The organism is Streptomyces sp. NPDC055243 (assembly GCF_044544025.1).
Classification (GTDB): Bacteria; Actinomycetota; Actinomycetes; order Streptomycetales; family Streptomycetaceae; genus Streptomyces.
Genome location: NZ_JBITWR010000002.1, coordinates 1,090,319 through 1,116,805, shown reverse-complemented (window position 1 = coordinate 1,116,805; position 26,487 = coordinate 1,090,319). Strand labels below are relative to the sequence as shown.

Below are 26,487 nucleotides of genomic sequence, written 5' to 3'. Positions count from 1 at the left end.
CCGGGGCGGCGGGGGGCCCGCCCCCCCGGCCCCGGGGGGGCCGGGCGGGGGCCGGGGGGCGCCGTGCGGGGGGGGCCCCCCCCCCCCGGCCCCCCCCCCCCCCCCGCCCGGGCCGCGGCTCCGAACCAGTCACGTCCGTCCGGTAGGCCGGTCACCGACATGTCGAGGAGTTCCTGTGCCCTTCCGCGATGGCCACCGCTCAGCGCTGGAGCTGAGCGGGCGGGTCGAGAAGCCCCGTGCCGCGGTGCTCCTGCTGCACGGCGGCCGCGAGCACGGGACCGCCGCGCCGCCACCGTGGAATCTGCCGGACGCGCGGCTGCGGCTCTTCGAGGGCGCGATCCGTCGGTCCACGTCGGGAGGCAACGTGCTGATGGGGCGGGTGCGTTATCGCTGCCGCGGCTGGAACGGCGATCGGGAGGACGCGGCGCAGGACGCCTGCCGGGCCCTGCGCGAGCTGGAGCTGCTCACCGGTGAGGTGCCGATCATCCTGGTGGGGCACTCGATGGGGGCCCGCGCCGCGCTGCGGGCCGCCGGGCATCCGCTGGTGCGCGGGGTGGTCGGCCTCGCGCCCTGGTGCCCCACCGGCGAACCGGTGGCGCACCTGCGCGGCCGCCGCGTGGTGCTGCTGCACGGCGACCAGGACCGTACGACCGATCCCAGGTCCTCCGTGGACTTCGCGGCGCGGGCGGGCGCCGCGGGCGCCGAGACGGCCACCGTGCCGATGTACGGCAGCGGCCACGCCATGCTGCGCCGGGCCGCCGCGTGGCACGGCCTGACCGGCGGGGCGGTCGCCGGGCTGCTGGGCCTGGCCGAGCTGCCTCCCGTGATCGCCGACCAGCTTCCTCCCGCCAGTACGTCCTGGTGACGGAGTCCCTGGCGTTCTTGACCAAGCCACGGAGTGTCCCGCTCCGAATCATCTTCAGAGCACGTCCGGCAGGTCCGGACGAGGAGATGGGACGGCATGAGAGAACAGCGACGGCGTACGGCGGTGGTGGGCTCCGGGGTGGCGGGGCTCACCGCCGCCCACATCCTGCGATCCGTACATGATGTGACCCTCTACGAGGCCGACGACCGCCTCGGAGGGCACGCGCACACCCATGACGTCCCGGGGGCGGACGGCCGGACGCACGCCGTGGACTCCGGCTTCATCGTGCACAACGACCGCACCTATCCGCATCTGCTCCGCCTGTTCCGGGAACTGGCCGTCACCTCGCAGCCGACGGAGATGAGCATGTCCGTGCGGTGCGAGGGGTGCGGCCTCGAATACGCGGGCGCGCGCGGCCCGCGAGGCTTGTTCGCGCAGCCGCGCAACGCGCTGCGCGGCCCGTACCTGCGGATGCTCTCCGAGATACCGCGCTTCCACCGCAGGGCGGCGCAGTCCCTGGCGGCAGGCGGGCAGGGCGCGGACGGCACGGAACCCGACGGCGGCACATTCGGCGCGTTCCTCACCCGCCACGGCTTCTCGCACTACTTCGTGCGGCACTTCGCCGTGCCCCTCGTGTCGGCGGTGTGGTCCTGCCCGCCGGGTACGGCCCTGCGCTATCCGGCCCGCCATCTGTTCCGGTTCCTGGACCACCACGGAATGCTCACGGTGTCCGGATCTCCCACCTGGCGCACGGTGGCGGGCGGTTCGCGGCAGTACGTGGAGCGGGTCGGCAAGCAGCTCCAGTCCGTGCGCACCTCGACGCCGGTGCGGTCGGTGCGCCGCGGCGAGGGCCGCGTGACGCTCACCACCGAGGACGGCACGACCGACACGTACGACTCCGTGGTCGTCGCGGTCCATCCGGACCAGGCGCTGCGTCTGCTGGCCGACGCGTCCGCTCAGGAGCGCGAGATCCTGGGGGCCTTCCCCTACTCCCGCAACCCCGCACTGCTGCACACCGACACCACGGTGCTGCCGCACAGCCGGGCCGCCCGCGCCTCGTGGAACTATCTGCTCCCTTCGTGCGGCGCCACGACCGACCACGTGCGGGTCAGCTACGACATGAGCCGTCTGCAGCGGCTCGACGCCCCCGAGACGTACGTGGTGACCCTGGGCAGCGACGAGCGGATTGGCCCCGACCGGGTGCTCGCCCGGATGGCGTACGAACACCCCGTCTACACCCCGGAGTCGGTCGCCGCGCAGCGACGTCTCCCCTCCCTGAGCGGGCCCGTCACCGCCTTCGCGGGCGCCTATCACGGCTGGGGGTTCCACGAGGACGGCTGCCGCTCGGGGGTCGAGGCGGCCCAGGCGTTGGGAGTGCGCTGGTGAACGTCTCCCCCGGTCCGGCGCCGGCGCTGTATCCGAGCGTCATCACCCATGTCCGGACGAGCCCGCGCCACTACAAGCTCACCCACCGCACGTACCTGTGGCTGATCGACCTGGACGCGCCTCCCCGACTGCCCCGCATGCTGCGCCCGTTGGCCGGATTCGACGGACGCGACCACTTCGGCGGCGGGAGCACCGGCATCAAGACGGGGCTCGATGCCTTCCTCGCCACGCGCGGGATCACCCTGGACGGCGGGCGCGTGCTGATGCTCGCCCATGCCCGGGTCCTGGGGTACGTCTTCAACCCGCTGTCCCTGTACTGGTGCCACGGCCCCGGCGGCGAGCTGCGCTGTGTCGTGGCCGAGGTGCACAACACCTACGGCGAGCGGCACTGCTATCTCCTGGGCCCCGATGCCGCGCGGAGCGCGGACGTGGCCAAGGAGTTCTACGTCTCGCCGTTCTTCCCCGTCGATGGTGAGTACCGGATGCGGCTTCCCGTGCCGGGCGAACGCCTCGGCGTCACGCTGCACTTCGACCAGGGCGGCCACCGGATGTTCACGGCGACCGTGCGCGGCGAGCGCCGTCCCGCGTCCGCCGGGGTGCTGCTGCGGGCGGCCGTCCGTCACCCCTGGTCCACGGTGGCCGTCTCGGCGGCCATCCGGCGGCACGGCATCGCCTTGTGGCTGCGCGGTCTGCCCGTGCGGAAGCGACCCCGGCACCGTCCCCAGGAGGGCTTGAAGTGAGTACGTCCGTATCCGATGCGTCCGGCGTGTCCGGTGCCCCCGGCCTCTCCCGTCCGCAGGACGCGATCGACGCCGAGCGGTGGCCCGATGTCGTGGCCGTACCGCGCTGCTCCGCGGCGCGCCGCGCGCTGGCCCGGGCCGTCGTCCGACACGCCCTGAACGGATTGCCGCTGAAGGTGGCGATGGGCGACGGTGAAGTCCTGGGCCGAGGCGGCCCGTTGCTGGAGATCCATGATCCCGACAGCCTTCTGCGGCGTGTCGCGACGCACGGGCTGGTCGGCTTCGGCGAGTCGTACATGGCGCACGAGTGGGAGGCGCGGGACCTGGTCGCGGTGCTGACCGTGTTCGCCGAGCACGCGGCCACGCTGGTGCCGCCCCCGCTCCAGCGGCTGCGCGCCCTGTGGGCGCCCAGGAAGCCGGCCGAACAGCGCAACACGCCGAGCGGCGCGCAGGCCAACATCCAGCACCACTACGACCTGTCGAACGACCTGTTCGCGCTGTTCCTCGACGCGTCCCTGAGCTACTCCGCCGCGCTGTTCGACCAACTGCCCGCGGCCTGGCCCGATCTGGAGGCGGGCCAGCACCGCAAGATCGACCGGATGCTCGACCTGTGCGGTGTGGGACCCGGGACGCGGCTGCTGGAGATCGGGACCGGCTGGGGAGCCCTGGCCATCCGCGCGGCGGAGCGGGGCGCGAGCGTCCACTCGGTCACCCTCTCCGCCGAGCAGCGCGACCTCGCCCGGCAACGGGTGCGTGCCGCGGGCCACGAGGACCGCGTCCGCATCGAGCTGTGCGACTACCGCGAGGTGCGCGGGCAGTACGACGCGATCGCGAGCGTGGAGATGATCGAGGCGGTCGGGGCGGAGTACTGGCCCACGTTCTTCCGCGCCCTGGACTCCCTGCTCGCGCCGGGCGGCTCGGTGGCGCTCCAGGCGATCACCATGCCGCACGACCGCATGCTCGCCGGCCGGAACACCTACACCTGGGTGCAGAAGTACATCTTCCCCGGCGGTCAGCTGCCCTCCGTCCGCGCCGTCGAGGAGACCGCGCGCGCCCACACCGGGCTACGGGTCACCGCATGCGACGGCTTCGGCGCGCACTACGCGCGGACGCTGGCGCTGTGGCGCGAGCGCTTCGCCCAACAGGAGGAGAAAGTGGGTCAGTTGGGTTTCGACGCCACCTTCCGGCGCATGTGGGACTTCTACCTGGCCTACTCCGAAGCGGGCTTCCGCTCCGGCTACCTCGACGTGCACCAGATCCGACTGGACGGTGCGTCGTGAACGGCTTCGCCTGGGGCGCGTTCGGCGTCAATCTCGCCTTCGCCGCGCTCACCGCCCTGGCCGTGCTCCTGGCCACCTTCGCGTTCGCGCTGCGCCGCGGGCCGCACCGCGTCGTGGACATCGCCTGGGGGATCGCCTTCGCTGCCGTCGCCCTCGTGACGTACGCCCTTTCGGCGGGGCACGGCGACGAGGGGCGACGGCTCCTCGTGACGGCCCTGACGGTGGTGTGGGGCCTGCGGCTCGCGGGACACATCGCCTGGCGGGCCCGGGGCCACGGCGAGGATCCGCGCTACGAGCGGCTGCTGTCCAAGGCTCCGGGCAGCAAGAACGCGTACGCCCTGCGCATGGTCTATCTGCTGCAGGGGGCGCTGGTGTGGCTGGTGTCCCTGCCCGTGCAGGCCGCCGCGTACATCTCCGGGCCGCTGGGGGCGCTCGCTGCCCTTGGAGGGCTCCTGTGGCTGACCGGCCTGGTCTTCGAGGCGGTCGGCGACCACCAGCTCGCCCGGTTCAAGGCGGACCCCGCCAACAAGGGCCGCCTCATGGACCGCGGTCTGTGGTCCTGGACGCGCCATCCGAACTATTTCGGTGACTTCTGCGTCTGGTGGGGCCTGTTCCTCATCACGTGCGAGGCGCCCGCGGCGGCCGCCGCCACGGTCGTCGGGCCCCTGGTCATGGCGTATCTGCTGACGCGGGGCAGCGGCAAGGCGCTCCTCGAACGGCACATGGCGGACCGGCCGGGCTACGCCGCCTACCGGAAGCGCACCAGCGGATTCTTTCCCCGGCCGCCTCGGTCGACGGAAAGGCCGTGACGGACCGAGGAGGTTGACAGGAATTCAATCCTGCTTTCAACAGAGCGAAAGAGGGGCGGTTAATTGCGGTTCTTGCGATCCTGGGACCACATCCGATCGGCGTGTGTCTGATATGAGACGAACAATCGCGGTAGCGTGGAGAAGATTCCGTGAATTCCTCAACTGGAGCATGAACGCGGTTCTGTTGCTGGTACTGGGCGACCGTCGGGAAGGGGAGCAGTGGTTCCGTCGCCAGCGGGACATGTCTCCCGGCCCCCTGCGGCCGGACCCCTCACACCGGCCGCTGTGGACGGTGTGTCACGGAGAGGAGAGGCGGCATGACCGCCATGTCCGAGAGGCAGCGCGAGGACCGGCTGGCGTCCGCGTTCGTGGATCTCGCGGCGCCATTGGTGCGAGACGTGAGCGTCCCCGATGTCCTGCAGACCCTGGCCGAACACTGTGTGGACCTGCTGGACGTGTCGGCTGCCGGCGTCCTGCTGGACGTTCCGCTCGGTCAGGTCGTGGAGGTCGTGGCCTCCGACGAGTACACCCGCGCCCTGGAGCTCTTCGGCCTCGAATGGGACGAGGGGCCGTGCCGGGACTGCTGTCGCTCCCAGGCGGGCATCTCTGAACTCAGGCTGGACGACGAGGCCGCCTGTGAACGGTGGCCCCGGTTCGCGCCGCGTGCCCTCCTCCTCGGTTTCACCTCGGTCGCCACGGTCCCCCTGCGGCGCCAGGACACGGTGGTCGGCGCCCTGAACCTGCTCCACGACCGGCCGAGACCGCTGGACGAGGCCGCTTTGCGGACGGCCCAGGCGCTGGCGGACACCGCCACGATGTGCGTGATCCAGCAGCAGGTGATGCAAGGACAGAAGACGCAGATCGCACGGCTCCAGAGCTCGCTCGACGCACGGATCGTCATCGAGCAGGCCAAGGGGTTTCTCTCCAACTCCCGTGGATGCAGCGCCGACCAGGCACTCATCCGCATGCGGACCTATGCCCGCAACCGGCAGCTCAAGCTCTCCGATGTGGCCCGCCAGGTCCTGAGCGGTTCCGTCGCGCATACGCTGCTCGACCCCGAACGCTGACCGGCCTCTGCCTTCACCGCGGCCTCACCGCGGCCGTTGAAAGATCCTTCGCCAATACGGGCGGAAATACCTTTCCGGCAACGGCAGACAAGGGTGAGCGAATTGAAGTCGCTCCCGGTTTGGGCCTGCGCGGAATTCCCGCCGACGGCGCCTTGTGCGGTCGTACAGCTGTCGTACAGCTGGCAGATCTTCCCGGCAGCCTCGCGAACCCGCAGGTCAGCGGCGGTACACGCGGTCTGTCGAGTGGCGCAATACTCCGGCAACACCACGGCCCCGGCCCCGTCGGTATGGTCCCTCGCATGCCAGCCGAACGTATCCGCGAGCACACAGTGCCGGTCGCCGCCGCCCGACGGCGTCGGCTGCGCGCGGACCAGGCACGACAGCTCGCCGACCTGCTGCGCCACCAGGTGCGCACCGGAGGTTTTCCCAGCGGTGTGCTGCCGCTGGAGGGCACGCTCGGCAGCGATTACCACGTGTCGCGGAACACCGTCCGGCAGGCGCTCGACCTGCTCCGTACGGAAGGACTGCTCGAACGGCAGCCGGGCGTCGGCACCGTCGTGGTGGCCGAGAAGTATCCGCACGGCCTGAACCGGCTACAGGGCCTCGCCGAGACCCTGCACGAACACGGCGACGTCACCAACGAAGTCCGTACGGTCGGTCCCGTCCCGGCGCCCGCACCCGTGGCCCGGCGGCTCGGCCTCGTGGAACACACCGACGTGCTCTACATCGAGCGCCTTCGCCGCCTCAACGGCCTGCCGCTCTCCCTCGACCTCACCTACGTCCCGATGGACATCGGCTCCGGTCTCATCGGCTGCGACCTGGAGAACACCGATGTGTTCCGGCTGCTCGAGACCCTGACCGGGCAGTCGCTCGGCACGGCCGAGATCACCCTGGAGGCCGTCAACGCCGACGTGCACTCCGCCGCCGTTCTCGAGGCCCCGCGCGGGGTCGCCGTGCTCATGCTCGAACGCCTCACCTCGTTGGCCGACGGGCGCCCCGTGGACCTGGAGTTCATCCGCTTCCGCGGTGACCGCATCAGCATGAGCGGGCTGCTCCACCGCGCGCTCTGACCCGCAGGCCCCCGTGGGCCCCCGTCCCCTTGGGCCCCGTCCCCGCGGGCCCACTGACATCTCACCCGCCACCTCTTTCCGGGAGACAGCCATGCCTCTGGCCCCCCAGCGCGCCGACGTGCCCGTGACCATCGACGAGTCGAAGTGCATCGACGGCTGCACCCTCTGTGTCGACATGTGCCCGCTCGACTCGCTCGCGATCAACCCGGAGAGCGGCAAGGCCTTCATGCACGTCGACGAGTGCTGGTACTGCGGGCCGTGCGCGGCCCGCTGCCCCACGGACGCGGTCACGGTCAACATGCCCTACCTGCTCCGGTGAAGGCGGTGAACCCCATGAAACGCACGAGGAAACGCACGTCTCTCACCGCTGTCCTGGCAGCCGCCCTGTTGAGCATCCCCCTGGCGGGCTGCGGCGGGGCGCGCGCGGGCGATCCCGGTACCGTCACCGTGACCATCGGCTATCAGTCCAAGACCATCAACACCGTCACCGCGGGCACGCTGCTGCGGTCGCTCGGCTACTTCGAGCGCGAACTCGCCGCCCGCGGCGAGCGTGAGGGCGTCACCTACAAGGTGAAGTGGCAGGACTACGCCACCGGCGCGCCGATCACCGCGCAGATGACCGCCGGGAAGATCGACATCGGCTCGATGGGCGACTTCCCCCTCCTGATCAACGCCGCCCGCGGCACCCAGCTGAACCGGCCGACGAAGCTCGTCTCCGTCACCGGCTACAACCTCCGCGGCGGCCTCAACACCATTGTCACCGGCACCGGTTCCAAGCTCTCGGCGCTGAAGGACCTGCGCGGCAAGAAGGTCTCCACGAGCGTCGGCTCGGCCGCCGACGGCACTCTCGTACGGGCGCTGCGGCAGGCGGACATCGACCCCGAGAAGGACATCCGCAAGCTCAACCAGCAGCCCGCCGTGGGTGCTTCGGCGCTCCAGGCGGGCAGCGCGGACGCGCTCTCGCAGTTCGTGGCGTGGCCGGGTCTTCTCGCCTTCCAGGACCGGGCCCGTGCGCTGTACGACGGTGCGGAACTGGACCTGCCGACCTTCCACGGGGTCACCGCGCGGGAGGACTTCGCGAAGAAGCGGCCCGGCGTCCTGGGAGACTTCCTGCGCGCGCAGGCCAAGGCGACCGCCTATCTCAACGAGCGGCCGGTCGCGGCCGCCGAGTCGGTGGCGAAGGCCACCGGTCTGCCGCCCGAGGTCGTCTACCTCTACAACGGCGCGCACGGCATCGCCACCTTCGACACCACGATCAAGCCCGCGCTGGTGGCCGCACTGAAGAAGGACGTGCCCGTCCTGAAATCGGCGAAGCTGGTGGGCGACGTGGACGTGGACCGCTTCGTCGACGATCGGTACGTGAAGAAGGCGCACGGCGACGACTACGCCACCGCGCTCACCACTGCCCCCGGGCCGCCCCGCAGCGAGCTCTGGCTGAAGGGCGAGAACAAGACCCGGTCCTTCGCCACCCCGGCCGGGTTGCTGCGCCACGCAGCCGCACAGCAGGGCAAGGTGCGCGCCGCGTACGTACCCGACACCACCACCGGGACGCCCTGGTTCGCCGACAAGGCGGTGTGGTTGGCCGACGGCACGAAGCTGCTGCCCTTCGTCACGCCCTCCGCCGCCCGCGCCTACGCCGAGGCACACCCGGGCGCTCGTACCGTCTCGTACAACCAGGCCCTGAAGCAGGCGTCATGACGTGGCGTCACCTCCTGCGCGTTCTGTCGATCGCCGGAGCGCTCGGCCTGTGGCAGCTGCTGACCGCCTTCGACGTCCAACTGTGGCTGCGCTTCGAGCAGTTCCCCACGGTCGTCGACGTGACGCGGGAGCTCGGGCAGCGCATCGGCAGCGACGCCTACTGGCAGGACCTCACCGACAGCCTCAGCCGCATCGTCACCGGCTTCGCGCTGGCCGCCGTCGCGGGGGTGGCCGTCGGCACGGCGATCGCCCGCTCGCGCCTGGCCGCCGATCTGCTCGGGCCCGTCCTCGAAGTGCTGCGGCCCATACCGGCGATCGCCCTGGTGCCGGTGGCGATCCTGCTCTTCCCCAGCAACGAGCAGGGCATCGTCTTCATCACCTTCACCGCGGCGTTCTTCCCCGTCATGGTCTCCACCCGGCACGCGGTGCGCGCCCTGACCCCGGTCTGGGAGGAGGCGGTCCTCACGATGGGCGGCGGCCGGTGGCGCGTCCTCGGCTCGGTGGTCCTGCCGGGGGCGCTGCCCGGCATCCTCGGCGGGCTCTCCGTGGGCATCGGCGTGTCGTGGATCTGTGTGATCTCGGCGGAGATGATCTCCGGCGAGTACGGCGTGGGCTACCGCACCTGGCAGGACTACACGGTGGTCGACTACCCCGGCGTCCTCGTCGGCATGGTGACGATCGGCGCGCTGGGGTGGATGACGTCGACGGCGGTGGAGGTACTGGGCCGCCGGGTGACGCGGTGGCTGCCACGGACGGAGTCCCGCGTCGAGACGCCCGTGCGACCGCGCCGATCCGTTCGTATGCGCCGATCCGTTCGTATGCGCCGAACCGGCGTCCACAAGGAGGCGTGACCCCATGACCACTCCCCCCGAAGTGACCACGACGACCCCCGAATCCGCCCTCGCCCCCGTCATCGCCCCGCCGCGCGGCACCCGGCTCACCCTGCGCGACGCGTCGATCGGGCGGGAGGGGACCGCCGTCATCGACGGGCTCGGACTGGACGTCGCGCCCGGCGAGATCCTCACCGTCGTCGGCCCTTCCGGCTGCGGGAAGTCCACCCTCCTGCGCACCCTCGCCGGGCTGCTGCCTCCGCTCGGCGGAGAGGTCGCCCAGGACGGGGAGCCCATCACCGCGCCGCACGCCGAGCGGGCACTGATCTTCCAGGACGACGCGCTGCTGCCGTGGCGCACCCTGCGGGCCAACGTCGAACTGCCGCTCGCCATCAAGGGGTTGAGGCGGAACGAGCGTCGCGCCCTGGCCGACGAGTGGCTGGAGCGTGTCGGCCTCGGCGGGCACGGCGCCAGACTCCCGCACCGCGTCTCGGGCGGACAGCGCCAGCGGGTCCAGCTCGCCCGCGCCCTGGCGGGCGAGCCGCGGGCCGTCCTCATGGACGAGCCGTTCGGCGCGCTGGACGCGCAGACCCGGGCCGGGATGCAGCAGTTGCTGGCCGATGTGCTGCGCGGCACGGGCGCGACCGTCGTCTTCGTCACCCACGACGTGGACGAGGCGCTCTTCCTCGGCGACCGCGTCGCGCTCCTGGGGGCGGGCCCGGGACGCGTCCTGCGCGTCCTGGACGTCCCGCGCCCCCGCGACCGTACGTCCCACGGCGACCCCGCCACCGTCGAGCTGCGCCGCACCGTTCTGACGTCCCTCGGCACCTGAGAGGCCCTCCTTCCATGCAGATCCCCGCAGTCACCGACGCCCAGGAGCTCTCCTGCGACGTCCTCGTCATCGGCGGCGGAACGGCCGGCACGATGGCGGCTCTCACCGCTGCCGAGCAGGGCCGGAACGTCCTCCTCCTGGAGAAGGCCCACGTCCGCCACTCCGGCGCCCTCGCCATGGGCATGGACGGCGTGAACAACGCAGTGATCCCAGGCCGCGCCGAACCCGACGACTACGTGGCCGAGATCACCCGCGCCAACGACGGCATCGTCGACCAGTCCACCGTCCGCCAGACCGCGACCCGCGGCTTCTCGATGGTGCGGCGCCTGGAGTCCTACGGCGTGAAGTTCGAGAAGGACGAGCACGGCGAGTACGCGGTGCGCCAGGTGCACCGCTCCGGCTCGTACGTGCTGCCGATGCCCGAGGGCAAGGACGTCAAGAAGGTCCTCTACCGGCAGCTGCGCCGCCGCGAGATGCGCGAGCGCATCCGCATCGAGAACCGCGTGATGCCGGTGCGGGTGCTCACGGCGGACGGCAGGGCGGTCGGCGCGGCCGGATTCAACACGCGTACGGGCGAGTTCGTGACCGTGCGCGCCGGTGCCGTGATCCTCGCGACCGGCCCCTGCGGCCGCCTCGGCCTGCCCGCCAGCGGCTACCTCTACGGGACGTACGAGAACCCCACCAACGCGGGTGACGGCTACGCCATGGCCTACCACGCGGGCGCCGAACTCACCGGCATCGAATGCTTCCAGATCAACCCGCTGATGAAGGACTACAACGGCCCCGCCTGCGCCTACGTCGCCAACCCCTTCGGCGGCTATCAGGTCAACCGGCACGGCGAGCGGTTCGTCGATTCCGACTACTGGTCGGGCCAGATGATGTCGGAGTTCGCGGCCGAACTCGCCTCCGACCGCGGGCCGGTCTATCTCAAGCTCAGCCATCTGCCGGAAGAGTCCATCAGCGCGCTGGAGAACATCCTGCACTCCACCGAGCGCCCGACCCGCGGCACCTTCCACGCGAACCGCGGTCACGACTACCGCACCCACGACATCGAGATGCACATCTCCGAGATCGGCCTGTGCGGCGGCCACTCGGCGTCGGGCGTCCGCGTGGACGACCACGCCCGCACCACCGTGCCCGGTCTGTACGCGGCCGGGGACCTGGCCTGCGTACCGCACAACTACATGATCGGCGCGTTCGTCTTCGGCGATCTGGCGGGCGCGGACGCCTCCCGATTCACCGCGTACGAGGGAGAGTTGCCGTCCGACCAGGTGCGGGACGCGCATGAACTGATCTACCGCCCCCTGCGCAACCCGGACGGCCCTCCGCAGCCGCAGGTCGAGTACAAACTGCGCCGCTTCGTGAACGACTACGTCGCCCCGCCCAAGTCGGGTGCCCGGCTCTCCCTGGCCGTGGACCACTTCGAGCGGATGCGCGGCGAGATCGACGCGATGGGCGCGCAGACCCCGCACGAGCTGATGCGCTGCGCCGAGGTGCACTTCATCCGGGACTGCGCCGAGATGGCGGCCCGCTCCTCCCTCGCCCGCACGGAGTCACGCTGGGGGCTCTACCACGAGCGCACGGATCACCCGAAGCGCGACGACGACGGCTGGCTGCACCACCTGGACCTCCGCAAATCCCCTTCCGGGGCGATGGAGTTCACGGCACGCCCGGTGGCGCCGTACCTGGTCCCGGTGGAGGAGTTCACGCCGGGCGGCGGCGCGTCACGCCATCTGGGAGAGGTGCACCCGGAGCAGGTGGCCACGGCCGGGCAGCGGGACCTCGCCCCCGTGGGTTCGGGAACCATCCGCACCGACACCACTACGTCACGGGAGACGGCCGCGACCTCCCACTCCCCCCGCATCCTGGAACTGCTCGCCCTCACCGAGAACGAACCCGAACTCCCGCTGCTGCGCCCGTTCTTGACCGACCCGGACCCCGCCGTGCGTCGGGCGGCCGTGGCCGCACTCACCGAGACCGTCCCCACGGGTACGGGCCCGGCGCTCGCCGGGACGCTCGCGGACCCCGATCCGGCGATGCGCGGCGCGGCTGCCGCGTCCCTGCGCGAACTGGTCGAAGTCCTCGTCGCCGAGCCGGAGTTGTCCGACGCCCTGCACGCCGCCCTCTCCCTTGAGGACGCCCTGGTCCGGGCGACCGCCCTGGACGTCCTGCGCGCCCTGCGCCTCGGTGAAGCCACCGCCTACGCCCGTGCGCTCGCCGACCCGGACATCGAGGTCCGTATCGCGTCGGTCCGCGCCCTGGTCTCGGTCGGTGCCCTCGACGCCGTCGCCCGCGCCCGCACGGACCCGGCCCGCGAGGTCCGTGTCACGGTGGCGCGCGGCCTGGACACGCCGGAGGCACTGTCTCCTCTGCTCCACGACACGGACGTCCTGGTCCGCGCGGCCGCGTTCACCGCGCTGGCGTCCGCGGGCTGCCCCACGCCGTACGACGCCACGGCGGTGGAGGCTCTCTCCGCCCCGCCCTGGCAGGTCCGCGCGGGTGCGGCCTCGGCACTGGGAGCGGCCGATCCCCACCGCGCCGTACCCGCCCTGTCCGGGGCACTGGGCGACCCCAACGCCGACGTCCGCAAGGCCGCGGTCCTGGCCCTCCTCCGCCACGGGGCAACCGAGGACGCCCGCACGGCACTCGCCACGGCGGTCCTGGACCCGGACGCAGACGTCCGCGCCTACGCGGCTCGGGCGGCCGCGCCTGCCTGATCGATGAGGCCGAGCGGGTCGGCGCCGAGCAGGTCGGCGCCGCCTGGGAGCAGTTGACCGGCTGGCCGCGCGTACGCGCCCCCACCTCGTTCGCCCCGCTGCTCAACTCCGCGGGCAGCCCGTACCCGACGTACCGCATCAGCAGGGCATCGACGGAGCGGATCTCCTGGTCCGTGGCAGGCCGAACCCGTCGATGCCTGGACGACGCCCTCGGGCACTGGACACCCATCCACTGAGCGGTCACCCGCCACCTGTCGGTCGTCAGCCGTCGGCCGGGCAGAGGCGACGCGGCTGCGGGTCCGCCTTCAACTCGGCGTCCACGCAACCCGCCGGGAGGCTTCCGTGCCGCTTCGTACCGAAGTTGGCCGTCACCGTCAGGGCGCCGTCGCCGAAGACCGAGCGCTGGACCATGTGGTCCTTGGTGAGCCGGCGGAAGTCGGTCATCCGTTCCGTGCCCGCCGCCTTGTGCAGCGGGGCGAAGTACCGCTGGAGTACGGCCATCTCCTTGCCCGTGGCCTCCAGATTCTTCTCGCCGAGAACGAAGTTGAGCGGCGTGTTGTAGAGCACGGACATCAGCGCGCGGTCCTTCTTCTGCGCGGGGAACTTGTTGTAGGGCATTTCCCAGCGGTCGGTGCTGATGAGGGAGTCGTGCAGCGCGGTCTGGTACAGCGGCACACGGTAGGCGGGGTCGTACATCGACTTCGCCAGCGACGCGGGAAGCGTGGTGGGCTTGAAGAAGAACCCGGGGGCGTCGTCCGGGTAGTAGGCGCCCCACTCCTTTTCCTTCTGGTACGGCCACAGGGTGTCGTTCACCGGCGTCTGAGATCCGTGCGAGAACGCGAGTGCCGGTGCCGACCAGGAGACGGCGGATTCCGATCCCAGGACGAAACCGTCCTCGTCGGCGAGCGTGCGCATGCGTTCCATGCGGTTGGCCCGGTCCTGCTTCTTGGTCATCGGGTGGTTCTCGGAGAAGTCCGCGAAGAGTTCTCCCGCCGCGTCGACGTCGAGGAAGACGCTGTTGACGCCGTTCTCGGTCATTTCCTCGACGTGCCGGGCGAGATAGGGATGAGCGGCGGCGGACTTGGCGAACGCCTCCGAGCTGAGATAGCAGCCGCGGCCCCCGAAGCCCGTCTTGATCTCCCCCTTCCAGTCGCGCACGCAGAAGTCGGGGTAGACCTTGTCCGGCCACTTCGACACCGGCGTGTCGGCGGATTCCGGGTCCTGGCCGTTGGCGTAGGTGTCGTACGGGCCGACGAGATAGCCCTGCCGTTCGGCCTGTGCCACCGCTTCCTCGCTCATGGGGCTGCCGTCGGCGTCATAGCCGAGCCACAGCCGGGTGTTCCCCAGCTTGCGCAGCCTCTCGACGGCCTTGGTCCCGCGGGCGCCGCCCCACAGATACGCGTGCTGGGCCCCGAGCAGCTTCTTGATCTCGGGGTTCTCGGTGATCTTCCGCTTGAGGGTGCGCAGTTCGCCGTGCTGACGCAGCCATCGGTGGTAGTCCCTGCCCGGCGCGATGGGGGAACCAGAGGTGAGGGCGAAGGTGACGGTGTAGCCGAGGGTCTTCTCCCGCCGGGAGAACGCGTGCTTGGCCGTCGCGCTCAACCGGCCGCCCGTCGATGCGAAGGCCAGTGAGCTGCCGATGCTCTCCGGCACGAGGTAGCTGACGCCGTGGCCGCCCGCGCTGTATCCCCACAGCGGCAGGGTCAGGGAGCCGGTGGCCAGTTCCGCCTCGGTGCCGGCCAGACCCGCCGCCTTCGAGTTCCAGAATCGGTCCGTGGCCGGCACGGAAAGTCCCTCGCCCCGGGGAATCTGCAGCGAGGCGTTCGCGGCCTCGGCGCCCCGCCCCTTGCCGTTGACGTCACCGGTGACGGGCCAGGCGAGGGTGCCGTCCTTCTCGGCCCGGACCGTCATCCGCAGCCGCCCCGCCTCACTGACCGCGGTGACCTGCAAACCCTTGGCGGGATACGACCACCGGGCGCGAGGCCCCTCCACTCGCACCCGGCCCGGCCTGCCCAAGTCGTCGGCCGCGGCGGCGGAGACGGGGACGAGCGCACCGCCCGCGGCCCGCCCCGTCACCCGCAGCGTGCCGGTGTCGACCGTGGTGGTGCCGCCTGCCACCTCGAAGTCCACGGCCCCGCCGTGCACCTCGGGGGGCCTGGCCTGCGCGGACTTGTCATCGGCGGCCACGACGACGGCGTACCCGGCCGATGCGGTGGTCCCGGTGACCACGAGCGCGACGGCCATTCCGAGACAGCGACGGCGTCTCCTGCGCCCGACGACGGCAGCGTCCCGGTGCCGTCCGCGGTCCGGCTCTCCGTGGCCTCCATCGCTCTTCCCCTGCGGGGCGTTCTTGGATTGGTCCATGATCGTGAGTATCCGAGGGGCACTTAAGAGGCTTCTAAGAGTCGATCCCCGCTCCAGCAGGCCCGACCGCACGAGACGGAGGCTCAGTGGCTCCCCGAAGCCCGGACTGTACGGTGACGACCCTCGTCGAGCTGCAAGGCGGCCGTCCGCAGTGGGAGAAGGCGCAGCGTCGGCTGGACGAACTGGGCTGGCCGTGCCACGAGTTGACGCCGAAGGAACGACGCGTCGCCCGCCGGGCCCTCGATGCCGACCCCGCAGTCAGTGAGTTCCGCTGGGTGGAGGTGCCGGTCACCGGTTCCTCTTGGCGCGCGGACCGTGAAGCGGCGTGGCGCGTCACGGAACTGAGCAAGTCGGCACAGGCAGTCGTCTACGGCCGGCTGTTCCAGCGGGACGAGACAGACCGGCTCATGGAACCGGAGTGGCAGGTGTATGCGGCGGGGCGCCCGGCCGGGGATGCGGCCCGTCGAGCGCCAACTCGACGCCTTCTCGCGGCGGGACGCTGGATGGCCGCACGGTCGGGGTTGCTCGACGACCACGTCCGTGTGCACGCGGGCAGGGACGCCGCCCTGCACCTCGCCCGTCACATGCACCCGGATGGTCCCCGCGCGGATCTGTACGTGCGTCCCCTCGACGGACGCGGGCGAACGGGGACGGTCCAGCACCGGGAGGACGCCCTCAACCGGGCCCTCGCGCTGTTCATGGGACCGCTGTTCGCGATGGCGCTCTTTGTGACACTGGCCCGGCACACCCGGTCCACGACGGCCGTGGTGTGCTGGTTCCTGGCGCTCGTGTGCGCGGTCCCCGCCTGGTGGACGGCCTTCGCGCTGCCGCTGTCACGCACCCGGCTCCGCTGCCTGGCGGCCTCCGCCGTCGCGACCCTGGGCATGGCCTGCTACGCGCTGGGCGTCCCCGGGCTCTCCGACGGACTGCACCCGAAGTACGCGCTGACGGCCGCGGGCGTCGCCTTCTACGCGACCGGACTTGTCCTGCTGGGCCGTCGTCGGCGCTGGCAGGTCCTGTCCGCGGGTGCGCTGCCGCTCCTTGCCACCTTGCTCGTCGCCGCTCTTCCGCTCACCGGGCGAATCCTGCAGGACGGTTACGCCGACGAGCTGTCCCTGACTCCCGAGGAGACGGCGGTCAGCGGCGTATGGCAGATCGTCTCGGCGGTGAAGCTGCTCTGGCCCACGATCGGGGCGATCCTCTTCGTGGCCGCCACCTGGGGAATCATGCGCTACTTCCACTTCATACGCCCCAGGAGCCTGTTCGCCGCGACCTGCGCCGCCCTCTTCCTGGTCCTGGGCGTGACCCTGTCCGTCGACGCGACGCTCTCGTCACCGCAGCGGGCAGCCGAGCTCCTGAGAAAGGCCGCCGTCCAACACACGGCGGCCCCGGGGTACTTCGGCATCTCCACGGACTGGGCCTGCGTCCGGCCAACCGTGCCGGCCCGCTCCCTCAACGAGCAGGGCGGCACCCTGTCGCCCGACACCCCCTACCTCTCGTTCGGCGTCGCGGACGGCAGCGTCGTGCTGTGGAACCCCTCGGCCGAACAGCCGCTGCGCGTCCCGGCCGGGCAGGTGAAGCTCCTTCTCCCGGGCAAGCCGGGCCGCACCTGCACGCCGTGAGGGCCTGCTGCCGACACCTTTCGCAGCTTGCGCCGTCAGGCCAGCTCCTGGGTGGGAGCTGTTCCAGTCCGCCGGGGCCGGGGCGGGTCGCGCCCCCCTCGCGGCGCCCGGCCAGGAGGGCGTCCGGCCGGGAGGGCGTCCAGGACGCATGCGCTCTCCCTGGGTGCTCCCTGTGTGTGCTCCCTGTGTGTGCTCCCCATGTGTGCTCTCTATGTGAGACGGCGTTCCAGGATTTCCGCGGGATGCCTAGGGTGGTGCGCATGTTCGGACCCGCTCGTCAGCTCGCTCTCGCGCTCTTCGCGGCCACGCCGCGGAGCGTCGACGACGCGCTCTGTCGCCGCTGACGCCTCGCCGCGCGCTCAGCGGCCATCGCCCGTCCGACCCCCCTCCCGTTCCCGGAGACACCCTTGACCACCGCTCCCGAAGCCGGGGCGCCGCCCCGCACCGCCGTGCTCGCCCCTGCCCCCACCTCCGTCTCCGCCCCTCCGGCCGAGGCCTTGCCGCCGGTCCGGCGCGTTCCGCTGGGAGTCGCGGGCGCCATCGGTGTCGCGCTCGCCGGCTACGTCTTCGCGGAGCACGGGGCGAAGCCCGGCGTCCTGCTGCTGCTCGGGATCGGCCTCGGGTTCGCCCTGTTCCACTCCCGGTTCGGCTTCACCTCCGCCTGGCGGCAGCTGGTGGCCGTCGGCAACGGCACCGGGCTGCGGGCCCACACCCTGCTGCTCGGCACCACGGCGACGCTCTTCGCCCTGATCATCGGCACCGGCAGCGGTCTGTTCGGTTCGGTGCCCGCGCCCAGTGCCGGGCCGATCGGAGTGGCGCTGCTCATCGGCGCCTTCCTCTTCGCCATCGGCATGCAGCTCGGCGGCGCCTGCGCCTCCGGGACCCTCTTCGCCGTCGGCTCCGGCCAGGGCACCATCGTCCTCACCCTCCTGGGCTTCATCACCGGCTCCACCCTCGCCGCCTGGCAATTCGGCCTCTGGAACGAGCTGCCCGCGCTCGACCCGTACGTGCTGTCCGACCACATCGGCTGGTTCGGCTCCTGGGCGGTGACGATCGCCGCGCTCGCCGCGATCTGGTTCACCGCCCGCGCCGTGCAGGCCCGCCGCACTCCCCCGCCGGTCGGCACCCCGCCGTCGGCGCGCGGCGCGCTCCGCCGTACGGTGCGCGGTTCCTGGCCGCTGGCGGCGGGGGCCCTGGTCCTCGCGGTACTCGGCGCCGGCGTACTGCTCGTCTCGGGTGGTGCCTGGGGCGTCACCAGCGCGTTCGCCCTGTGGGGCTCGAAGGTCGTGGGCGCACTGGGCGGCATGCCGGAGACCTGGACGTTCTGGCAGCAGCCCGGCAGCGCGGCTCAGCTGTCGGGGCCGGTGCTCGCCGACAAGAACAGCCTCACCGACATCGGCATCATGGTCGGCGCGGCCGTCGCGGCGGCCGCCGGCGGCGTGTGGCGGCTGCACCGCACCATCCCCGCCCGTACGGCGCTCGCCGCGGTCATCGGCGGCATCCTGATGGGCGTCGGCGCCCGCCTGGCCGGCGGCTGCAACATCGGCGCCTACCTCGCGGGCATCGCCTCCGGATCCCTCCACGGCTGGATCTGGGCCGTCGTGGCCATCCTCGGCACCTGGGCGGGCCTGCGCCTGCGCCCGCTGTTCGGCCTGACCAACCCGAAGCCGACGGACAGCGTCTGCTGACCTGCCGACGCCCCGGCCCTCATCCCCGACTGCCCTCTCCCGGGTCAGCCACGGACGAGCTACGCGAGCTACGGAAGGACAGCACCGCCGGGCGGCCGGCCCTCGCCCCGAGCGGCGGCCCGCTTCGCCTTCTCGGTGGCTTCCCGGAGAGCGGCCTGACGGGTCTTCAGGAGCAGCTTGGTGGCGGCGGCGTGTTCGGCCACCGCCGGGTCGGGGTCGCCGGCGGCCGTGTCCAGGGCGGGTTCGACCACGTCGCCGAGGTCGACCAGGGCCCGGCTCAGGCTCAGTCGCAGACTGCGGTTGCCGCGGCCGAGCTGCCTGACCAGTTCGTCGGTCAGGTCCTGCTCCTCACCTTCGGGCACCAGGGAGACCGCGACGCGCCACGCGGTCCGAGCGGTCTCGTCGTCGGCGTCACGCAGCACGTCGCGCGTGATCCAGTCCCACGCCCCCTTGTCGCCGATCTTGGAGAGGGTGTGCAACGCCTGGCTACGGGCCTGGGCGCGCTCGGAGTCGAGTTCCCGGCGGATCCGCGGCAGGGTGATCTCCGGCGAGTAGCGCATCAGCGCCCAGGACAGCGTGTCCCGCACGAAGAGGTCCGGCTCGACCGCGCACCGCTCGACGAGCGTCTCCAGGAATCCGGGGTCGGGGGTCGAGCCGACCGCCATGGCTGCCTGAAGCCGGACCGACGGGTCCTCGGCGCTCAGGGCGTTGACCACGCGGGTGTGCCGCGGGTTTTCGTTCGTGTCGATCGAGTTGATCGGGACCACCTCTTACGTCGGCTCTTGCTCGGCTATTGCGGCTGCTCTTGCGGCTGGCGAGAAAACTTGTCGATGCGGCAGGGGCGGGGCCTCCTACGGGACCCGGCCCCGATCCGGCTGCTCCGGTGTCGGGACGGGACGCCCCGTTCGTACGGAGCGTCAGGACGAGGCGGGCGTCCGCAACATCGACGACAGTGTGCTGTCGAGGATGTCGGGGACGTCTTTGACCTTGAGGTGTCGTGCGTCGGCCTCGGCCGCCGCGGCGTGCAACAGGCTGTAGAAGGTGGTCACCAGCCAGGACAGCGGGAGGTCCGTGCGGAACACGCCCTCCTCCTGTCCGCGGACCAGGACCCGCTCCACCCGCGCGAGGACCTTCTCGTGGTGACTGCGGCGCCGGGCCGGGGCGATGACGCCCTCGGACGCGGCGAGCAGGAACGCATGGCGCTCGAGAATGCGCCAGCCGGACCGGACGAGCCGCGAGAAGGCCTCGTCGGCCGGTCCCTCGTCGAGCGCCTGGCTCTGCAGCGCCCCGTCCGCCTGCTCGACGGAGTGCGCGAGCACCGCGTCGAGCAGGTCCCCCCTGGACGGGAAGTGGGCGTACAGCGTGACCCGGCTGACCCCGGCCGCGACGGCGACCGCGGACAGGCTGACGTTGGGGTCCTTGCGGAAGCAATCGAGCGCGGCGGTGACGATGGACGCGATGCTGCGCTCCGCGTCCGCGCGTCGGCGCGGCTCTCCTCCTGGGGCACGGCCGCCGGGGCGGCGTACCTTCTCATGCGGCGTGGACATGATGGGAGCGTAGGTCACCCCCTCTGACCAGGGGCCAGGTGCCGATCCATGGCTTCGACGGGCTCGGCCGCGGACGGAGCATCGGACTGTTCCGGCACCCTCGCACCGCGCGCGTCACCGACCTTGCCCTGGGGGAACAGCAGCACCGCGACAACGATGCCGACGACGGTGACGGCGGCCCCGGTGAACATCGAGGGCGCCATCCCGGAGACGAAGGCGGAGCGCGCCAGATCGGCGAACGCCTCCCCCGCCTGGCCCGGCATCTCCCCGGCGACGGTGAGGGCGCCGCCGACGGAGTCACCCGCGGCGTCCAGGGCCGCGTCCGGGAGACCGGCGGCGGCCTTGCCGTCCGTCAGTTCGCTGCGGTAGGTGCCGGCCAGCAGGCTGCCGAGCACGGCCACACCGAGCGCCGACCCCAGTTGCACGGCCGCGCTGTTGGTGGCGGAGCCGACGCCCAGGTCGTCGTCGGAGAGGGACCCGACGATGGCGTCGCTCGTCGGGCCGATGATGAACCCTGCCCCGAAGCCGAGGAACAGCATCGCGGCCAGCGCCCGGCCGTAGCCGTCGCCGTCGCCGGTGGTCGCGAGGATCAGCAGGGAGACCCCGGCGAACGCGAGGCCGGTCGCCGCCAGCCGGCGGGTGCCCACCTTCTGGCCGAGGAAGGACGCGAGCGGGGCGGCGATCAGGATGATCAGGGCGGTGGGTGCGATGCGCAGCCCGGTCTCCCCCGCGTCGTAACCGAGGACGAACTGTAGGTACTGGACGATCACGAACAGCGCACCGAGCAGCGAGAGCAGTCCGAGGAAGACCAGGATGTTCCCGATGGCCAGGCGCCGGTGGGCGAAGATCCCCAGCGGCAGCATCGGCTCCTTCGCGGTGTGCTCGCGGCCGAGGAAGGCGGCCAGGAACAGCACGGCGACGGCGAAGCCGATCAGCACCGGCGCACTGGTCCACCCCTTGGACGGACCCTCGATGATCGCCCAGAGGAGGGTGCCGATGCCCAGGACGGAGAGCAGGGCGCCCGGCAGGTCAAGTCGCCGGGCGACGGCGGCCCTGGAGTTCGGGACCATCGTGAACGCCGCGGCCAGGGCGAGGATGCCGATGGGTACGTTGATCAGGAAGACGGACCCCCACCAGAACTGCCCGAGCAACCAGCCGCCGACCAGCGGGCCCATGGCGAGGCCGACCCCGATCATCGCGGACCAGAGGCCGATCGCCTTCATCCGCTCCTTGGGGTCGGTGAAGACGACACCGATGATGGAGAGCGTCGCGGGCATGATCAGGGCTTCGCCGACACCCATGACCCCGCGGGCGATCATGAGCTGGGTCGTGCTGCCGGAGAACGCCGCGACGGCGGAGGCGCCGGTGAACAGGACCAGGCCGGAGAGGAAGACCCGCTTGCGGCCGTAGCGGTCGGCGAGGCTGCCGGCGAAGAGCATCAGGCCGGCGGCCATGAGGCTGTAGATGTCGACCAGCCACTGCAACTCGCTGGTGGAAGCCCCGAGTTCGCCGACGAGTGTGGGCAGGGCGACGTTCAGTACGGTGACGTCGAGCCCCACGATCAGCAGGCTCAGGCACAGCACCACCAGAATCGGCCGGCGCAGGGGGTGCCCGGCCGCTACCGGCGGGGCGCCGGTCGAGATCGGGGGCGACGCTGCAATCACGACACGCTCCTTAACTTGAACACCACTGTTCAGTTTGAGAGTAGCGCGGGGCGAGCCTTAAGTCGAACAGCGCCGTAAAGTTTCAGTGACTGGCGGCCGGTCGGGCCGACGTGCGATCGTCACCACCCCTGGGCCCGCACCAGCGTGCGCGAGACGCTCCGCGGCTTCTCGCAGGCCTCCTCGAACTCCCGCTCCGGCAGCGACTGGTCGACGATGCCGCCGCCCGCCCGCAGCCACGTCCGCCCGTGCCGTCGGAAGACCGCGCGCAGCACGAGCGCGGCGAGCGACAACGCGGAACGGACCAGGCCGAGTTCACCGCGGAGGCCGGGCGTTACTTGCCGCTCTACTGGCGCCGCTGCCTCTCCTGGCCCGCGACTTCATCGAGACCGTCACTCTGAACGGAGGGCCAGCACATCCTCGCGGTCATCGAACACACCACCCGCCGTGTCCGCCACCGCACACCCCACTGCGGCCTGGGTCGCCCAGGCCGCCCGGAACCCGATGATGGACCTGACGGACGCCCACGCCGCCGTTGCTTGGAGTTTCGGCAGGCGTACAGCCGTCACCCCCCGACTGACGTCGCTCCCAGACTCCCGCTCCCAGGGAGCGCAGGGAGCGGCTCCCAGAGTTGCCCCAAACACGAAATAGGGGCCATCCGAAGATGGCCCCTACCTGCGACGTTTCCGTCGGGACGACAGGATTTGAACCTGCGACCCCTTGACCTCCCAGGAGTAGGAGTCAGGGTACTTTCTGGACATAACATGCTCAATCGGGGCGGATAATGTGCATAGCGGGCTCCGTCGTGCATCATCGCGCACACCGCGTGGTCCCCAACTGGTCCCCAACCCATCCCCGTAGAACCCTGCAACGGGACCCAGACCTCGCCGCGCTCTCGCCAGGCTGGCACCACAGCGCCACTGACCGCTCGCTCACTCGCACAGCAGCCGCGACTTCGAGCTGCCTCATCCGCCGGGCCCCTCTCGGCCCTGACGCGGTCACGCGTCACGTCTGCCCGCCCCGATCGTGGGTGGGCGGCTGCTCCACCGCGCACAGAAGATCGGGGCTCACAACGTTCCCGCCCACAGCAAGCGCCCGTTGTCAGTGGTGTGGGAGAGAATCCTTGTGTGGCGACTTTCCCTGAGACCGAACGCTATATCCAGTTTCTGCTTGAGCAGTTGGCGGGCCGCAACGAGCACCATGTGTTCGAGCAGATCGTGTTTCAGATTTCGCTGCGCCGGCTGAGCAGCAACATCGTGCCGGCTACCGGTCCGGTGAGTGCCGGCGGGGACCAGGGACGTGACGCCGAGTCGCACTACACAAACCTGCCACACGAGCTGCCCGGGGCGGGCGGGTTCATCGGGCGTGCCACCACGGAGCCCTGGGTCCTGGCGGCATCCGTGCAGAAGCCGCCGTTGGACGGGAAGATCCGCGACGACCTGAAGTCGATCTGCAGCCGAGGCGAACCCGTGCGCAGGGTGGCCTTCTTCGCGGTGCACGAAATCCCGGTGGCGGCACGGCACCGGGAGCAGTAACACGCGCGGGATACCTACGACGTCGCCCTGGACGTGTTCGACGGGCAGGCTGTGGCCGGCATGCTCACCCAGGGCGACCTGGTCTGGATCGCCCAGCGGTTTCTGGATCTGCCCTCGGCGATGATCCCGGACGAGCCGGCCGAGGCACATCCGGACTGGTACTGCTCCACCCTGACCGCTTTGCGGGAGCGGCCGGGCAAGCGTCTGACGCCGGGAGCCCTGTCCGAGGTCCGGGACGGTTTGCGGCATGCGACCTTCGACGCCGAGGCGCGGGTGGACCTGCCCGAGTGGCTCGGCTACGTCGGGGAATTCATCGACGCCGGGGACGGAGAGCTTGCCCTGCGGGCGCGCTACGAACGGGTGTTGGCCGTGCTGCGCGGGAAGAACAGCCTGGACGGTGTCGAAGCGGATATCCGGGCGGTCATCGACGCCGCCCTGTCCTCGGAGCGTGTCGCGCTCCTGGATGACGCGGGCCAACTGCTGCTGTACTGGGGCGGCGCCTGGCTGCGTCACATGGGTACGACGAACGCCGAGGAACTGCGCGAGCTGGACCTGCGCCTGCGGCAGCGTGTGGCCGTCTTGATCGAGGACACCGACGCCGCTGTCTACCCGGTACGCAAGGCGTCGCTCCTCGACGTGGCCGCCCGTCTGTGTCTGCACCCGCGCTGGCCGCAGGTCACACGCCCGGCCGCAGGGGTGCTACCCACCCCGCAGGAGACGACACGGCTGCGGCTGGCGGGTGAGATCGTGCCCGATGTCAGCCCGGCCAGCCGCCCGGTGGACGTCACCGAGGCGATGGACTGTCTGGACCAGCTTGTCGACCTGCTGCCGCAGGCCCGTGCCTTCCCGGTCGGCGGTGTGAGCGAGACGTTCCAGATGTTCGCACCCGCCCTCACCGAAGACCCTCGCTACGAGAAAATCCGCGACGCGCTGGACGCCGCGCAGGCAGACCTGACAGGCGACAGCAGTGTCGCTGCACGCTGCCGGGACCGTGCGATGGCATTCCTGCGCGCGGGCAGACCGTTGGACGCGCTGCACGAACTGCACGAGGTCAAAATCAACTGGCGGCACGGCGACACCCTGCGCGGCGCGCTGCTGACCATGCGCATGATCGGGAAGATCTACGGCGACCTGGACATGCAGCAAGCCGCCCGGCAGTACGCACTGACCGCCGCCGCCGTCGCAGCCTCAACCACGGGCCAAGAACATGCAGACCTGCTGCCCGCCACATTGACCCAAGCCATGGCCCATACCCACGCGGCGGGCCACTGGGGCGACGCCCTCGCTCTCGGCGGACTCGCCTTCATGGCCCACCACCTGTTCGCCGACACCCCGGAGGACTACCCCTCTCACGGCTACATCCAGCAACTCGACTTCCACGCCAGCATGGTGATGCTCAGCGCAGAGCGGTTCCGCCCCGCGCTCCTGCCGACCTTGCGCGAGCTCACCGATGCGGACTACCTGGCCGACCTGGACGAACACCTCCCGCTGATCCGGCCCAGCTTCGCGCAGACCGAGCAGCAGTTCATCCAGAACGCAGACGACCAGCTCACCGGAAGACCGTTCTCGGACGTGGGAGCACACCGAGATCTGAACTTCGCAACCCTGGGCACGACATGGCGGATCCGATGCGACAACACCCGCGCCACCGTCCTGGCAGCCGAGCGTTTCACCGCCGCGGTCCAGATCTCGCTTGCGGAACTCGCCCCGCACGATCCTCTGTTCTTTCCCCAGGACATCCTGGTCCGGGTGATCACGGGCACACCACTGAGCGGAGGGGACAGAGTCACCTTCCGGCCCAACAATCACGCCGTCGACTGCACCGTCATTCTCAGCCCCTACAACGCCTCTACCGACCACACAGCCTTCGAACACGAACTGTCCGCCACGGTGGTGCACCTGCTGGCCCACCTCAGCGCCAGGCCCACCGAGGCGTTCATGTCCCTGGTGGAGACAACATTCGCCCGCGGACTCCTGCACAAACTGATCAGCGGCCGCCCCTACGACGAAGCTGCCGGTCTGCTGACCGAGGCCCACTACGACGCTCTGCGGCAAACCGCTATGCCGCCGTGGTCGGACACGGCATTCCAGCCGCCCACCGCCCCGCAACTCTCCCAGCCCACGACACCGGGACCCGGCTACGACCGAACCAGAGCACTCGACATGATCCACGACAACTACACCGACCTGCCCCAGGTACTCAGCGAGACACTGCCCCGTGTCCTGGCCGACCCGGACACCCGCACAGGACTGCAGGAACTGCGCGAGGAAGGATGGCTCGACTGGCAGATCCTGGTGGCCCTGGCCAACATCGCCGCTAACCTGCGACTGCAGCAGGCCAGCCCGGACAGCATTCCCCGGGACTATCCCACCCGCTTCTTCCGGACACCGGAAAGTCACTACGCAACCGCACTGTCCCTGAACGCCTTCACCGCTGACAGCCTGCGCAAACAGATGGACGTGACTCTGCTGGCCGTCGCCCAACGCCGCTGGAATCTGGGCTCCGCTATGACGACCCCCAACCCGCAGGCGTTCAAGGAGCTGTTGACCACCCGCTACAACTACGCGACAGATGACGTTCCGCACCGCGACCTGCTCAACAGCGCCCCGGACGAGCGCGGGGTCCTGCTTCCTCCGGGTACCTGAGGAATGACCGGGTGAGATGCCCCAAGTTCGGTACGCGAAAGTGCGCCCTCTCATGGATGAGAGAACGGCCTCCGACCTGCGTTTCCGCATGATCGGGACGACAGGGTTTGAACCTGCGCCACGTCATCAA

Annotated in this window: 22 protein-coding genes; 17 read left to right on the top strand and 5 right to left on the bottom strand. The window is 70.9% G+C overall.

Annotation, left to right across the window (positions count from 1 at the left end; genetic code table 11):
- The first annotated feature begins 175 nt into the window (after positions 1-175).
- From ACIGXX_RS09725 to ACIGXX_RS09665, 13 genes are all read left to right on the top strand, one after another.
- Positions 176-865, top strand: a complete 690-nt coding sequence (locus tag ACIGXX_RS09725; protein WP_361460951.1) for an alpha/beta fold hydrolase — start codon at positions 176-178, stop codon at positions 863-865.
- A 96-nt stretch (positions 866-961) separates the two neighbouring features.
- Entirely contained in the window at positions 962-2,251 is a 1,290-nt protein-coding gene (locus ACIGXX_RS09720; protein WP_383827323.1) for an NAD(P)/FAD-dependent oxidoreductase, read from the top strand.
- Positions 2,245-2,991: a DUF1365 domain-containing protein gene (locus ACIGXX_RS09715; RefSeq protein ID WP_399974401.1), complete on the top strand. Its 747-nt coding sequence runs from the start codon at positions 2,245-2,247 to the stop codon at positions 2,989-2,991. Before ACIGXX_RS09720 ends, ACIGXX_RS09715 begins: the two co-directional genes overlap by 7 nt.
- A complete protein-coding gene (locus tag ACIGXX_RS09710; protein ID WP_399974285.1) occupies positions 2,988-4,271 on the top strand; it encodes a class I SAM-dependent methyltransferase in 1,284 nt (427 codons plus the stop codon). The genes ACIGXX_RS09715 and ACIGXX_RS09710 overlap by 4 nt, the downstream gene beginning before the upstream one ends.
- On the top strand, positions 4,268-5,080 hold the full coding sequence (locus ACIGXX_RS09705) for a DUF1295 domain-containing protein (RefSeq protein ID WP_399974282.1): 813 nt from the start codon (positions 4,268-4,270) through the stop codon (positions 5,078-5,080). The genes ACIGXX_RS09710 and ACIGXX_RS09705 overlap by 4 nt, the downstream gene beginning before the upstream one ends.
- 317 nt (positions 5,081-5,397) lie before the next feature.
- Positions 5,398-6,147: an ANTAR domain-containing protein gene (locus ACIGXX_RS09700; RefSeq protein ID WP_399974279.1), complete on the top strand. Its 750-nt coding sequence runs from the start codon at positions 5,398-5,400 to the stop codon at positions 6,145-6,147.
- Between the two features lie 299 nt (positions 6,148-6,446).
- Positions 6,447-7,217, top strand: a complete 771-nt coding sequence (locus ACIGXX_RS09695) for a GntR family transcriptional regulator (protein WP_351161645.1) — start codon at positions 6,447-6,449, stop codon at positions 7,215-7,217.
- Between the two features lie 91 nt (positions 7,218-7,308).
- Positions 7,309-7,536 carry a ferredoxin family protein gene (locus tag ACIGXX_RS09690; protein ID WP_190086068.1) on the top strand — a complete coding sequence of 76 codons (228 nt, stop codon included), beginning with the start codon at positions 7,309-7,311 and terminating at the stop codon, positions 7,534-7,536.
- A 14-nt stretch (positions 7,537-7,550) separates the two neighbouring features.
- Positions 7,551-8,915: an ABC transporter substrate-binding protein gene (locus ACIGXX_RS09685; RefSeq protein ID WP_399974274.1), complete on the top strand. Its 1,365-nt coding sequence runs from the start codon at positions 7,551-7,553 to the stop codon at positions 8,913-8,915.
- Positions 8,912-9,766 (top strand): ABC transporter permease, encoded by an 855-nt coding sequence (locus ACIGXX_RS09680; protein WP_366462750.1) that lies wholly within the window; start codon positions 8,912-8,914, stop codon positions 9,764-9,766. The genes ACIGXX_RS09685 and ACIGXX_RS09680 overlap by 4 nt, the downstream gene beginning before the upstream one ends.
- A gap of 4 nt (positions 9,767-9,770) precedes the next feature.
- Positions 9,771-10,577 (top strand): ABC transporter ATP-binding protein, encoded by an 807-nt coding sequence (locus ACIGXX_RS09675; protein WP_366462751.1) that lies wholly within the window; start codon positions 9,771-9,773, stop codon positions 10,575-10,577.
- Between the two features lie 14 nt (positions 10,578-10,591).
- Positions 10,592-13,294, top strand: a complete 2,703-nt coding sequence (locus ACIGXX_RS09670) for a fumarate reductase/succinate dehydrogenase flavoprotein subunit (RefSeq protein WP_399974269.1) — start codon at positions 10,592-10,594, stop codon at positions 13,292-13,294.
- 53 nt (positions 13,295-13,347) lie between these two features.
- Complete coding sequence (locus ACIGXX_RS09665; protein ID WP_351161634.1) at positions 13,348-13,530, top strand: hypothetical protein; 183 nt, start codon at positions 13,348-13,350, stop codon at positions 13,528-13,530.
- A 25-nt stretch (positions 13,531-13,555) separates the two neighbouring features.
- Here the strand turns inward: ACIGXX_RS09665 and ACIGXX_RS09660 are convergent, their stop codons facing one another.
- Positions 13,556-15,658, bottom strand: a complete 2,103-nt coding sequence (locus tag ACIGXX_RS09660) for a glycoside hydrolase (protein WP_399974265.1) — start codon at positions 15,656-15,658, stop codon at positions 13,556-13,558.
- A 113-nt stretch (positions 15,659-15,771) separates the two neighbouring features.
- Here ACIGXX_RS09660 and ACIGXX_RS09655 point away from each other — a divergent pair, with 113 nt between their 5' ends.
- Together ACIGXX_RS09655 and ACIGXX_RS09650 are read left to right on the top strand one after the other, a co-directional pair.
- Positions 15,772-17,280 carry a hypothetical protein gene (locus ACIGXX_RS09655; RefSeq protein WP_399974262.1) on the top strand — a complete coding sequence of 503 codons (1,509 nt, stop codon included), beginning with the start codon at positions 15,772-15,774 and terminating at the stop codon, positions 17,278-17,280.
- Positions 17,281-17,687: 407 nt separating this feature from the next.
- Positions 17,688-18,968: a YeeE/YedE family protein gene (locus ACIGXX_RS09650; protein ID WP_361460986.1), complete on the top strand. Its 1,281-nt coding sequence runs from the start codon at positions 17,688-17,690 to the stop codon at positions 18,966-18,968.
- Positions 18,969-19,036: 68 nt separating this feature from the next.
- Here ACIGXX_RS09650 and ACIGXX_RS09645 read toward each other — a convergent pair whose 3' ends face one another.
- The 4 genes from ACIGXX_RS09645 to ACIGXX_RS09630 form a co-directional block, all read right to left on the bottom strand.
- Complete coding sequence (locus ACIGXX_RS09645; protein ID WP_399974259.1) at positions 19,037-19,735, bottom strand: HEAT repeat domain-containing protein; 699 nt, start codon at positions 19,733-19,735, stop codon at positions 19,037-19,039.
- Between the two features lie 150 nt (positions 19,736-19,885).
- Entirely contained in the window at positions 19,886-20,515 is a 630-nt protein-coding gene (locus ACIGXX_RS09640; RefSeq protein WP_399974256.1) for a TetR/AcrR family transcriptional regulator, read from the bottom strand.
- A 14-nt stretch (positions 20,516-20,529) separates the two neighbouring features.
- Positions 20,530-22,179 carry a DHA2 family efflux MFS transporter permease subunit gene (locus ACIGXX_RS09635; RefSeq protein ID WP_399974253.1) on the bottom strand — a complete coding sequence of 550 codons (1,650 nt, stop codon included), beginning with the start codon at positions 22,177-22,179 and terminating at the stop codon, positions 20,530-20,532.
- Between the two features lie 119 nt (positions 22,180-22,298).
- A complete protein-coding gene (locus ACIGXX_RS09630; protein ID WP_399974397.1) occupies positions 22,299-22,484 on the bottom strand; it encodes a chorismate-binding protein in 186 nt (61 codons plus the stop codon).
- An 819-nt stretch (positions 22,485-23,303) separates the two neighbouring features.
- Here ACIGXX_RS09630 and ACIGXX_RS09625 point away from each other — a divergent pair.
- Both ACIGXX_RS09625 and ACIGXX_RS09620 read left to right on the top strand, forming a co-directional pair.
- Positions 23,304-23,711 (top strand): hypothetical protein, encoded by a 408-nt coding sequence (locus ACIGXX_RS09625; RefSeq protein WP_399974250.1) that lies wholly within the window; start codon positions 23,304-23,306, stop codon positions 23,709-23,711.
- A gap of 33 nt (positions 23,712-23,744) precedes the next feature.
- Positions 23,745-26,357 (top strand): hypothetical protein, encoded by a 2,613-nt coding sequence (locus ACIGXX_RS09620; protein WP_399974247.1) that lies wholly within the window; start codon positions 23,745-23,747, stop codon positions 26,355-26,357.
- The last annotated feature ends 130 nt before the right edge of the window (positions 26,358-26,487 follow it).